This window comes from Pseudovibrio ascidiaceicola (assembly GCF_900114245.1).
Classification (GTDB): Bacteria; Pseudomonadota; Alphaproteobacteria; order Rhizobiales; family Stappiaceae; genus Pseudovibrio; species Pseudovibrio ascidiaceicola.
Genome location: NZ_FOSK01000002.1, coordinates 279,703 through 291,781 on the forward strand (window position 1 = coordinate 279,703; position 12,079 = coordinate 291,781).

A 12,079-nucleotide genomic window follows, 5' to 3' on the forward strand; every position below is an offset into this window, starting at 1 on the left:
CACCGGCTTCTCCACGATAACGAAAAATTAACTGAATTCCTTGCCAAGATCATTACATCGTCAAGGCGCCAGTTTCATGGTTCAAGCATGTGTTACAGGCAATTTATCCCCATCTGCCTCTGATTGTGGCAGGACTTTGGCTGGTATAGGCGCAGAATCCCGGATTTTGCCAAACAAAATATGGTCTTGCCACATTCCGTTTATGAACAAATACGAGGGTGCAAAGCCCAGTTCAGAGAATCCAACCTTCATTAAGAGCGCCCTGGAGACTTCATTTGATGGCAGGCAGGCTGCTTCGATGCGGTGCAGATGCAAATCATTGAAGCAGAAACAACAGACACGCTGAACGGCCTCTTTCATAAAGCCATTGCCCGCAAAGGATGCTCCCATCCAGTACCCAAGCGAGGTTGCCTGTGCGACACCGCGACGGACATTGGAAAGGTTCAGGCCCCCCATCAACTCGTCGGTATCCCGGTTGAACAGAAAAAACGGGTAGTGAGAGCCTTCGCGGATATTGCGATTGTAGCGCCGAATACGTTTTCGGAAGGCAGCTTTTGTCAGATCATCTGCTGGCCACGTGGGTTCCCACGGCTGCAGGAAGTCTCTGCTCTGAGCTCGCAGATCAGCCCATTGCGCAAAATCCGCCATGGATGGCGCACGCAAGTACAGGCGGCCTGTGGTCAATACCGCAAGAGATTGGGGAGATGTGCTTGTTTTAAAAAATGACACAGCTTCTCTCCCCTCTTAATCAGAGCTCCATTATGCAAAAAGCATTACCTGAATTGCAACAGGCTTATGCTTTGATCCCTGCCAAACGCTCTTTTAATTCAGCATAGTTAAGCATAGGTGCCTTTGGTCCAACCTTCACATATGTGGGGTTGTCAGAGGCAAATAGTTTTTCTGCCAGCATCTGTACACGGTCAGAGGTTACAGCATTGAGGCGGCGTTCCAACTCTTCCAGTGCGACTGGATGACCGTAGATCATAACCTGACGAGCGATCTGACCTGCGCGCGCTGCCGGGCTTTCCAGTGCCATCAGCAAACCGGATCGCAGCTGGGCTTTTGCACGGGACACTTCTTTTTCGGTCACGCCCTTAGCAATTTCTTTCAGCTGCTCCACGAGCACTTCTGTCAGTTCAGCGGCATCTTCTGGTCCAGTCGCCGCATGAACGCCAAAGAAGCCGGTATCCGCGAATGCCCAATGGAAGGCATAGACAGAATAGCAAAGGCCGCGTTTTTCGCGCACTTCCTGGAAGAGGCGCGATGACATGCCGCCACCGAGAATGGAGGCAAGCACCTGCACCGCATAGTAGTCTTCATGCTCGTACGGCAGGCCTTCAAAACCAAGGATGACTTGTAGTTCCTGCAGTTCGCGCTCGATGGAGCCTTCACCGCCGACATACTTTGCCACATAGTCTTCATCTGGCGCGACATTCGACAGCTTTGAGAAACTGGCTTCAGCCAGTTCTACAAGCGCTTCATGATCGACTGCACCAGCAGCTGCAAGCACCATATCGGATGCAGTGTATTTACGCGCTACGTATTGACGGATGGCATCCGCAGAAAAGCCCGTGACGGTTTCAGGCGTGCCAAGAATTGGACGACCGAGTGGCTGGTCTGGCCATGCGGTTTCCAAAAGCACATCAAATACCTGATCATCAGGCATGTCTTGTGCTGCGCCAATTTCTTGAAGGATTACGTGCTTTTCGCGAGCAAGCTCTTCAGGGTCGATGATGGAATCCTGAAGGATGTCGGAGAGAATATCCAAACCCAAAGGCGCATCATCTGCCAAGGTGCGCACATAGTAATTTGTATGCTCAACACTTGTGGAGGCATTCATCTCGCCGCCAACGGCTTCGATTTCCTCTGCAATTTCGCGGGCATTGCGCTTGCTGGTGCCCTTGAAAGCCATATGTTCCAGAAGGTGGGTGATGCCATTTTCATGCTCGCCTTCAGAGCGAGAGCCAGCTTTCACCCATACCCCAAGAGCTGTTGTCTTGAGGTATTCCATTTGATCAGTAACTACAGTCAGGCCATTTTCTAGTTTTGTTAGTTTGACCGCCATTAAACGCCTGCTTTCACGGCACGTGCATTGCCTTCAACGAATTTCGCAATTTCCTGTGCATCTGCTGGAAGAACGGAAAACTTCTCTTCACGTTCCATCAGGTCAGCAAGATGAACTGGCAGGTCAGGATGAATACCTGATGCACTTTCTACTGCCGCTGGGAATTTTGCCGGATGTGCTGTGGACAGCACGATCATCGGAGTAACACCATCATTTTGCTCTTTGGAGACATGGATTGCGACCGCGGTATGCGGGTCAAGCAAATAACCACTCTCCTTAAGCGTTTCAGTGATGGTCTGAGCTGTCTCTTCTTCGCTTGCACGACCTGCAGAGAACTTCTCTTTGATAAAACCTAGGGCTTTTTCTGAGAGAGTGAAGCCACCGGACTGCTTGAGGCTGTCCATCTGAGCTTTAACAGTTGCACTGTCTTCCCCGTTTGCAGCAAACAGCAAACGTTCGAAGTTGGACGACACCTGAATATCCATGGACGGTGCAGTGGTTGCAACAACGCCGCGCATTTCATAGCGGCCTGTGTCCAGAGTACGCGCCAGAATATCGTTGGTGTTGGTTGCGATCACCAGTTTCTCAATTGGCAGACCCATCTGAGCTGCCACATAACCTGCAAACACGTCACCAAAGTTACCAGTCGGTACTGTGAAGGACACTTTGCGATGTGGAGCACCCAGAGACACTGCCGAGGTGAAGTAATACACCACCTGAGCAACAATGCGTGCCCAGTTGATGGAGTTTACACCCGACAGGCCTACGCGCTCGCGGAAGGAGAAGTCGTTGAAGAGGTCTTTCAGGATGCCCTGACAATCATCAAAGTTGCCTTTGATAGCTAGGGCATGAATGTTGTCTTCCTTAGAGGTGGTCATCTGACGCTGTTGAACAGGAGAGACACGACCTTCAGGGAACAGAATGAAGACGTCTGTGCGCTCACGACCGCGGAACGCTTCAATTGCAGCACCACCAGTGTCGCCGGAGGTTGCACCAACGATGGTTGCACGAGCGCCCTTTTGGGCAAGAACGTAATCCATCAAGCGGCCGAGCAGCTGCATTGCGACATCTTTGAACGCTAGGGTCGGGCCGTGGAAGAGTTCCAGCACGTAGGTGTTGGGTGCAGTCTGGACGAGCGGCGCCACAGCCTCGTGCGAGAAGCTGGCATAGGCTTCGTCGATCATCTTTTTCAGGTCATCATGCGGAATGGAGTCGCCAACGAATGGGGCGATAACCTTAAGAGCGACTTCGCTGTAAGGTTTTCCAGCAAATCCTGAAATTTCCTCAGTAGATAATTGCGGGAACTCTTTTGGTAGATACAAACCGCCGTCGCGTGCCAACCCCGTGAGCAGCACCTCAGAAAAGTTGAGTTCTGGTGCATCGCCGCGCGTACTTACATATCTCACCGTTACATCCCTTCTCGCTCAACCTGAATCAGGACATTTTAGTGCCATACCCCATTGGTATTTTTCAGGTTTTTAGCTGGAATCTGTAATTAGATTCCCAAAACTGTCGCATTTGCGTTTCAAGTGCGCACAGGGAAATAGCAGAAATTGTAGGAAGTTGCACGGCGAAATCTCGTTTAGGCACGTAAGATCATGCGTGGCCGATGTCGCTGGATAACATCCCAGGATCAATCCCAAGAATATCAAGCGCGTTGTGCCACTTCTGATCGCCCTCGCCTTCAAAGATCAATGAAGGATCTGTTTGACACGTCAGCCAACCGTTTGCCTGTAATTCCGTCTCAAGTTGACCGGGTGCCCAGCCAGCATAACCTAATGCCAACAAAGACTTCTTTGGACCTTTGCCTGCTGCGATGGCGCGCAACACTTCAACCGTGGCGGTGAGGACAACACCGTCTTCAATCTTGAGGCTCGTCTCCTCCAGAAAATAGTCATCTGAATGAAGAACAAAACCGCGACCGGCATCAACTGGCCCACCGCGATAGACTTTGCGTTCAGAAATATCGATTGCCAACGGATCTTCGTTTTCGTCTTCGACGATATTCAACTGACCTAAAAGTTGCCCAAATGTGATGTTAGGGGCCGGCTGATTGAGCACAATCCCCATCGCTCCCTCTTCTGAGTGAGCACACACGTAGATGACGGAATGGGCAAAACGGCCATCCTCCATAGTGGGCATGGCAATGAGATATTGTCCGTCAATGTAACCCGGTTTTTCACCAGACATGTTGGGGGCGCTCTCCTCATGCTTCAAACGGATTGCCTCAGTTCAGTGTAGAGGCAATTATATTATAGGTACTCACGGATTTTTCCGGTGATCAATGATCAGTGGAAAAAAGGTGAGATTGTTCACGGATCATTGATTGTCTGAGAGGCAATCTTAATGGGAATTTGAAAAGGGACCGTTTAAATAGACTCTATGATTTCTAGATTCTTCAAATCGACCCTCATCGCTGCTGCGGTGCTCTCCGCCTCTGTTTCAAGCGCCTTGTCATCAAGTGTGTCTGAATGGGTTATTGTTCAAGGCGGCGCAGTTCGCCTTTTACGTGCGAGCGAGCCTAACACCGATGGCCTCTATCGCGGCGGGATTGAATTTCGCCTTGAAGAAGGCTGGCACACATACTGGAGATATCCGGGTGAAGCCGGTATTCCGACAGAAGCCAGCTTCGTTAATTCAGTCAACATAGCTAGTGCGGAGCTGATGTTCCCTGCACCAAAGGCTTACTCTGACGGATTTTCCACATCTCTGATCTATTCGGATAAAGTGGTGCTGCCTTTGCTGATTAAACGCATGGATGACGGCCGCCCTGCCATCTTGAATGCAAACCTGACTTTTGGCATTTGCAAAGACATTTGTATCCCCGGACAGGCAGAGGTTTCTCTCGTCTTTCCTGCGGCCACTATGAAAGATGACGTTGCTGACAAACTGGTCAATGATGCGTTTGCGCGGGTTCCAATTACGCAAGGCGACATGCCGAGCTTGTTTCCAGAGATAAAGATCACAGGCGAAGGCAAAGACCGCACTGTAAACATCAGCGCTAAAGTCTCCTCCAAGGACAAATCGCCGAAGCTCTTCATTGAAGGGCCTGCAGGTTCTTATCATGGAGTACCGAAGCTGACCTCTGTGAAAAAAGGCATGGCTCATTGGACTATGTCCTATATTGGACTACCAGAAGACGTGAGCGACATTGAACTCCGCCTTACACTGGTGACCAAGGATGGCGCTTTTGAGGAAACCCAAAGTGTTTCAGTGCCTCAGGCCAGCGCTTCGAAATAAGCTTGTTTACGGGCTACAGTTGTATTTGCGAAATAAAGAACTCGCAGCTACAACTGGAGCCCGTTTCTTTTTAGATGCAGACCTCAGATTGAGATGTCTGCTATGTTGTGATCAGCAAAAGCAAATTGGGGGAACTTTCCATGGTCATTCAAGTCGGCGAAAAACTGCCAAGTGTTACATTCAAATGCATGAGTGCGGACGGACCAGTAGATACGACCAGTGAAGAACTGTTTGCCGGTAAAACTGTGGTGCTCTTTGCAGTTCCTGGCGCGTTTACGCCAACCTGTCACCTGAACCACTTGCCAGGCTTCATCGACAATGCAGAAGCTATCAAGGCAAAAGGCGTCGAAACAATTGCCGTTGTCTCCGTGAACGACGCATTTGTCATGGGTGCTTGGGCGCGGGATACACGCGCTGATGACAAGATCCTGTTTCTTGCTGATGGCAGCGCTGACTTTACCAAGGCAGTTGGTCTTGAGCTTGACGCCAGCGCCTTTGGTATGGGCATCCGCTCCAAGCGCTATTCCATGATCGTGAAGGATGGCGTACTGACTTCTTTGAATATTGAAGAAGCACCGGGAGAAGCAACAATCTCCTCTGCTGAGAACATTCTTTCTCAGCTATAAGGCAAGATGCCCAAAAACGTTTAAGGGGAGCTGTGCTCCCCTTTTTTTGTGCTCTATCGCTGAAATTTATTTCCGTTTACGCCGTGCCGCGTCAGATATCATCCGGAAGCGATCAGCCTTCCGTTTTTCTTCTTCCGCATCAAAATCATCGTCGTCTTCTTCATCGTCCTCTTCCTTTTCAGAAGAGATCTTGCCTCGATCCAGCCATGCTTTAATCAGGAAGGCAAAGTAGACGCCGACCAGAGTAAGCGCGAGGCCTGCCCATGTGAAGGCATATTGCAGATGATTGTTGGAGAACGTCATACGGGTCTCACCTGCCTGAGGCAGATCGCCAGCAACGCTCACTGTCTTCAGAAGGTCAACTGTGTAGGGCGCGGTCTGATCCGGCAACAGCCCCATTGCTTCGGCCATAACCTTTGGTTCGCGCACATACCAAACATTGGTCTTCTGATTTGGCTCTGCGGAGAACATGCTCGCCACTTCAGCTCTGCGGGCAAGGCCGGTGATGGTTATTTGCCCGCGCGGCGGCGCTGAACCCAAACGTGTGCTGAACTCCTTGCGATCAATTGGAACAAAGCCGCGGTTGACCAAAACGTTCCAGCCATCATTCGTGATGAAGGGTGCGTAAACAAAATACCCCTGTCCGCCCAGTGGGCCTTTCGGTTTGGTCAGAGTATCAAAGTAGTACAGCTCTCCGATAATAAACTGGCCAGACAGCTCCACAGGCATATAGTCGATTTCGTCACTCGACATATCGTCCCACGTTGCCGGGCCGGGCGCGGCAACAGCTGGCTCAGTCGCGCGCACTTCAGCGCGCGCAATCAACGCCACCTTTTCATCCAGACGATTGAACTGCCACAAACTGAGATTGGCCAGAATAGCCAGTCCTACAGCAGCACACAGATGCAAAATCCAGTAGTGCTTGAGAAATGCAACTAGCCCTGGCTTTGCTGTAGCTTCCTCAGCATCGGTATCATCATGTTCCATTTGATCATCAGTCACGGTGTTATCTTTGTTTTTTCTCGTGTTGCGATGAGTGTGTGCAGAAACCGGCTCCGGTTCCTCGTGCCAGGCGACATCGTTTTTTCGCACAGGCTTTGAATCAGATGAAGCATCGCCAATCTCCCTTTCAGCGATCATCAAGTTTCCCCTCCGCTGCATTGTTCTTGTACTGCAATGCAATCAGCAGGCCTTTGAGTATGCGCAGAAGTATCACACTCAACACCACAGTCACGGGTGCCCAGATAATTAAATGCAACCAGAGTGGCGGCTCGTACGCAAACTCAACAAACAGAACACCACCGACAAGAATAAACCCAAGAATGAGAATGACAAAGACTGCAGGTCCATCACCAGAATCGGCAAAGTCATAGGCAAGACCGCATCTGGAACAGGAGACACGCAGGTTTAGAAGCCCCTGAAACAATGGCCCTTCACCGCAACGTGGGCATTTTCCGCGCAGACCTGCGGAAAATGGGTTGGCAGGAAGGCCAAGATAGGCCTTTGTCTTCTTCCTCTCACTCATGTGAAGCCTCGGATACACAGGTGACTTTGAACGCTCGCAAGGCACCTAGGTCATATACATATAGAAAAGGCGGCTTGCGCCGCCCTTATCTTTTTTCGTTTTTCGTCTGAATTCCAGATCCACTCTTGGCTAATGCCGCGAGCTTAGCCGCCCCAGATGTAAACGGATGCAAACAGGAACAACCAAACCACATCCACAAAGTGCCAGTACCAGGCAGCAGCCTCGAAGCCAAAGTGCTTGGTGGTGGAGAAGTGACCAGCCAATGCGCGGAACAAACACACAGCAAGGAAGATGGTGCCCACAATCACGTGGAAGCCATGGAAGCCTGTCGCCATGAAGAAGGTTGCGCCGTAGATGTTCTCAGAGAAGCCGAAGGCTGCATGAGAGTATTCGTAGGCCTGACAGATGGTGAAGATCACACCCAGAACCACTGTCGCAATCAGACCCCATTTCAGGCCGTCACGATCACCATGAACCAGTGCGTGGTGTGCCCAGGTTACGGTTGTACCAGACAGAAGCAGGATCAAGGTGTTCAGCAGTGGCAGGTGCCACGGGTCAAAGGTCTCAATGCCCTGTGGAGGCCAAACACCACCAGTGTGCTCAACACGGCCAAACTGTGCAGCTTCACCCGCGAACAGGGATGCATCAAAGAATGCCCAGAACCATGCTACGAAGAACATAACTTCGGACAGAATGAACAGCAGCATGCCGTAACGCAGATGCAAGGATACAACGCGTGTATGGTGCCCTTCGCGAGATTCCTTAACGGTGTCACGCCACCACATAAACATGGTGTAAAGAACGATACCAAGACCAATTGCAAACAAGCCCCAACCGTTCAGCGTAAAGCCAACGGTTGTTTCGCCATCAGCATTGCTCAGAAATGAGAAGCTTACGCCGCCCTCACTCATGCGCATGAAAACAATCGCGCCGATTGCCATAACCAGCGCCCCAACAGACCCAACAAATGGCCATGGGCTTGGCTCGATAATGTGATAATCGTGGTTTTTAACACCAGCCATATCTTTCTCCCCATTTCAAAAAAGGTCGCTTCTGCAAAAGGCAGATCCGTCTCGCAACCTAAAGCTTGTCAGTGGCCGCGTCGCTTGGAGAAGCCACTGCAGCTGTTTCTTCCTCGCCGTCTTTCGGCAATTCAAAAAATGTGTAGGACAAGGTGATTTCCTTGATATTCTTCAGGCTCTCGTCCTTGTCCAGTTCCGGGTCGATAAAAAACACGACCGGCATATCGATCTTTTCTCCTGCCTTGAGCGGTTGCTCAGTAAAGCAGAAGCAATCAATTTTGTTGAAGTAGCCCCCTACTTCGAAAGGCGTTACATTAAACGTAGAAGTTCCGGTAGAGACCTGCTGCGCCAAGCTTTGGGCCTCGTACATAATCTCGGTCATCTGACCCAGCTTCACGCGGACTTTCTTTTGTTTTGGTTTGAAATCCCAATCCAGACCCGGAGCGACGTTGGCGTCAAAGCTCACGATGATCTCACGATCAAGGATCGTTTCGGATGCCTCTTCTGCACGCTGCGTGGTACCGCCATAGCCCGTCACCTGACAGAAGAGCTGATAAAGCGGGACAGCTGCAAAGGACAAACCAACCATTCCAAAAAACACGCCACCGCAAATCACAGCGACGGTTGCGTTGCTGCGGTTTACTTTGGCTTGTTCTGCTGTCTTTGGTTTTTGATCAGTCATTTGCGTCTCTTACAGTGGACGATCCATGATGCCCGGACCGAGCTTCACGATGGTGATCACATAAAACATGGCAACGAGAACGCCGAGTGTGACCGCAAGAGCCACTGAACGTCCGCGGCGGGTCTTGATTTGCTCTTCAGAAAGAACTGCTTTTTGCTTGCTCATTTTCTTCTCTTTCCAGTTATGCGTTAGACCAGACCAATCATGTTCTCAGCGAGCAACCCAGCAAAAATCAGCATGAGATAGAACAGGGAGAACTTGAATAGAGACATTGCTGTTTTCTTGGCTGCATCGCCCTCGCGCACTCTCCAAACACGGATTGCGTAACCGAGGAATACCAAGCCAAGCACGGCAGAACCAACACCATAAAACACCGAGGCGAAGCCAAGGAAGTATGGTGCCATGCCAACTGGCAGCAACAACAAAGAATACAAAACGATTTGATGACGGGTCGCTGTTTCGCCTGCGACGACCGGCAACATTGGGACGCCTGCAGCCTGGTAGTCGCCGTTTTTAACCAGCGCCAAAGCCCAGAAGTGTGGAGGTGTCCAAGTGAAGGTGATCATGAACAGTGCAATGCTTACGAGAGTAACGTCACCTGTTACTGCGGCCCAACCGACCATTGGTGGCAGCGCGCCAGCTGCACCACCGATAACGATGTTTTGCGGTGTGCTGCGTTTGAGCCACATTGTGTAGATGACGACGTAAAAGAAGATCGTGAATGCCAACAGGCCTGCAGCGACCCAGTTGGCTACCAAACCGAGAGTCAGAACAGAGCCAAAGGACAGCACCATGCCAAAAGCAAAGGCTTCCTGACGCGTGATTTTGCCTGCCGGGATCGGGCGCTTTTTAGTGCGGGACATAACAGCATCAATGTCTGCATCCCACCACATGTTCAGCGCACCGGATGCACCACCACCAATGGCGATGCAAAGAATAGAAATAAAGCTAAGGATCGGGTGTTGATTGCCCGGAGCCATGACCAGACCAACAGCTGCTGTAAACACAACAAGAGACATTACCCGCGGCTTGAGCAGCGCGATGTAATCAGAAACGCTTCCACGACCACCAAGATCGGTTGCGTCCTCGTGAAGTCCTTGTGTCTGTTCCAGCATTGTCATGCCTGTACCTCTGTCGCGATATTGAAACCTGTGCCGTTTTTCAGCGTTCTAGACTTCATCCCCGGAACATTGGAGCACTTCCGGGCTTGTGCTTTACTTAGAACCGAGGGCGCTGACACGCCCCCGGCAATTTCGGTGCAGTTACTTGATCTTTGGAAGGATCTCGAACTGGTGGAATGGAGGAGGTGAAGACAGGGTCCATTCCAGAGTGGTTGCGCCTTTGCCCCATGGGTTATCGCCAGCCACACGCTTTTTGAGGAATGCGTCAAGGACACACCACAAGAAGATGAGCACTGCAAAACCAGTGAGGTAGGAACCGTAGGAGGAAACCATGTTCCAGCCAGCGTATGCGTCCGGATAGTCGGCATAACGGCGTGGCATACCAGCAAGACCAAGGAAGTGCTGCGGGAAGAACACGAGGTTCACACCGATGAACATGAGCGTGAAGTGCAGGTTGCCGAGGAACTCGGAATACATGTAACCGGAGATCTTAGGAAACCAGTAGTACCAGGCTGCAAAGATCGCGAACACAGCACCCAGAGACAGAACGTAGTGGAAGTGAGCCACAACGTAGTAGGTGTCATGCAGCGCGCGGTCGAGACCTGCGTTTGCCAACTGAACGCCGGTTACACCACCAACGGTGAACAGGAACACAAAGCCAATCGCCCAGATCATTGGCGTGCGGAACTCGATGGAACCGCCCCACATAGTCGCAATCCATGAGAAGATCTTGATGCCGGTTGGCACTGCAATCACCATAGTCGCGAACAGGAAGTACGCCTGAGTGTCTGCGGACAGACCAACGGTGAACATGTGGTGCGCCCAAACGACAAACCCAACAACACCAATCGCAACCATCGCGTAAGCCATGCCGATGTAACCGAATACTGGCTTGTGCGAGAAGGTGGAGATGATGTGGGAGATGATGCCGAATGCAGGCAAGATCAGAATGTACACTTCAGGGTGACCGAAGAACCAGAACAAGTGCTGGAACAGAATTGGGTCACCGCCACCAGCAGCTTCAAAGAAGGTGGTGCCGAAGTTACGGTCTGTCAGCAGCATGGTGATCGCGCCAGCCAGAACAGGCAGAGAGATCAACAGAAGGAAGACTGTTACCAGCACGGACCACACGAACAGCGGCATCTTGTGCATGGTCATGCCAGGTGCGCGCATGTTGAAGATAGTGGTGATGAAGTTGATGGCACCCAGAATAGAAGATGCACCGGCAACGTGAAGCGCCAGAATTGCAAAGTCCATTGCAGGACCAGGCTGACCGGAAGTGGACAGCGGAGGATAGATGGTCCAGCCACCGCCAACACCGTTTGCACCCGGAGGACCTGGCACAAAGAGTGACAGGAGCAGCAGGATGAATGCTGGTGGCAGAAGCCAGAATGAGATGTTGTTCATGCGTGGGAACGCCATATCAGGCGCACCGATCATGATCGGAACAAAATAGTTCGCAAAGCCACCGATAAGCGCTGGCATAACCATGAAGAAGATCATGATCAGCGCGTGCGCTGTGGTGAACACGTTGAACAGATGTGGGTCGGAGAAGTACTGCATCCCCGGTTCTTGCAGTTCCATACGCATTGCGATGGACAGAAGACCGCCGATGATGCCAGCCATGATCGCGAAGATCAGGTAAAGGATACCGATATCCTTGTGGTTGGTGGAGTAGACCCACCGCACCCATCCAGTTGGATGGTCATGTGCATGCGTTTCAGACGCAGACATAGTTGTGCTCCCTCGTAAAGTTCTTGCTCGTATGCGCAGCAGCCCTTGACGCGCGCATACTCGG

At 51.3% G+C, this 12,079-nt stretch carries 13 protein-coding genes; 2 read left to right on the plus strand and 11 right to left on the minus strand.

The genetic code is table 11. The annotated features are described in order from the left end of the window. Positions 1-81: 81 nt before the first annotated feature. From BM231_RS05510 to BM231_RS05525, 4 genes are all read right to left on the minus strand, one after another. A complete protein-coding gene (locus BM231_RS05510) occupies positions 82-729 on the minus strand; it encodes a GNAT family N-acetyltransferase (protein WP_093517431.1) in 648 nt (215 codons plus the stop codon). Between the two features lie 64 nt (positions 730-793). Next, complete coding sequence (locus BM231_RS05515; RefSeq protein WP_093517433.1) at positions 794-2,065, minus strand: M16 family metallopeptidase; 1,272 nt, start codon at positions 2,063-2,065, stop codon at positions 794-796. Continuing rightward, complete coding sequence (thrC, locus tag BM231_RS05520; RefSeq protein WP_093517435.1) at positions 2,065-3,471, minus strand: threonine synthase; 1,407 nt, start codon at positions 3,469-3,471, stop codon at positions 2,065-2,067. The genes BM231_RS05515 and thrC overlap by 1 nt, the downstream gene beginning before the upstream one ends. A gap of 190 nt (positions 3,472-3,661) precedes the next feature. Further along, positions 3,662-4,255: a YqgE/AlgH family protein gene (locus BM231_RS05525; protein ID WP_057462914.1), complete on the minus strand. Its 594-nt coding sequence runs from the start codon at positions 4,253-4,255 to the stop codon at positions 3,662-3,664. Positions 4,256-4,447: 192 nt separating this feature from the next. On the opposite strand from BM231_RS05525, the gene BM231_RS05530 reads away from it, so the two are divergent. Continuing rightward, complete coding sequence (locus tag BM231_RS05530) at positions 4,448-5,305, plus strand: protein-disulfide reductase DsbD domain-containing protein (protein WP_093517437.1); 858 nt, start codon at positions 4,448-4,450, stop codon at positions 5,303-5,305. Between the two features lie 140 nt (positions 5,306-5,445). Then, positions 5,446-5,931 (plus strand): peroxiredoxin, encoded by a 486-nt coding sequence (locus BM231_RS05535; protein WP_093517865.1) that lies wholly within the window; start codon positions 5,446-5,448, stop codon positions 5,929-5,931. A gap of 66 nt (positions 5,932-5,997) precedes the next feature. Here the strand turns inward: BM231_RS05535 and BM231_RS05540 are convergent, their stop codons facing one another. The 7 genes from BM231_RS05540 to ctaD form a co-directional block, all read right to left on the minus strand. Next, positions 5,998-7,071, minus strand: a complete 1,074-nt coding sequence (locus BM231_RS05540) for an SURF1 family protein (protein ID WP_093517439.1) — start codon at positions 7,069-7,071, stop codon at positions 5,998-6,000. Next, complete coding sequence (locus BM231_RS05545; RefSeq protein ID WP_208860108.1) at positions 7,061-7,456, minus strand: DUF983 domain-containing protein; 396 nt, start codon at positions 7,454-7,456, stop codon at positions 7,061-7,063. The genes BM231_RS05540 and BM231_RS05545 overlap by 11 nt, the downstream gene beginning before the upstream one ends. A 143-nt stretch (positions 7,457-7,599) precedes the next feature. Next, a complete protein-coding gene (locus BM231_RS05550) occupies positions 7,600-8,478 on the minus strand; it encodes a cytochrome c oxidase subunit 3 (RefSeq protein WP_063293734.1) in 879 nt (292 codons plus the stop codon). A 58-nt stretch (positions 8,479-8,536) separates the two neighbouring features. Further along, positions 8,537-9,160, minus strand: coding sequence for a cytochrome c oxidase assembly protein (locus tag BM231_RS05555; protein WP_093517441.1), 624 nt, complete (start codon positions 9,158-9,160; stop codon positions 8,537-8,539). Between the two features lie 9 nt (positions 9,161-9,169). Next, positions 9,170-9,325, minus strand: a complete 156-nt coding sequence (locus tag BM231_RS27050; protein WP_167550270.1) for a hypothetical protein — start codon at positions 9,323-9,325, stop codon at positions 9,170-9,172. Positions 9,326-9,348: 23 nt separating this feature from the next. Further along, entirely contained in the window at positions 9,349-10,281 is a 933-nt protein-coding gene (locus BM231_RS05560; RefSeq protein ID WP_093517443.1) for a heme o synthase, read from the minus strand. A 141-nt stretch (positions 10,282-10,422) separates the two neighbouring features. Beyond that, positions 10,423-12,015: a cytochrome c oxidase subunit I gene (ctaD, locus tag BM231_RS05565; RefSeq protein ID WP_063293733.1), complete on the minus strand. Its 1,593-nt coding sequence runs from the start codon at positions 12,013-12,015 to the stop codon at positions 10,423-10,425. Between the last annotated feature and the right edge of the window lie 64 nt (positions 12,016-12,079).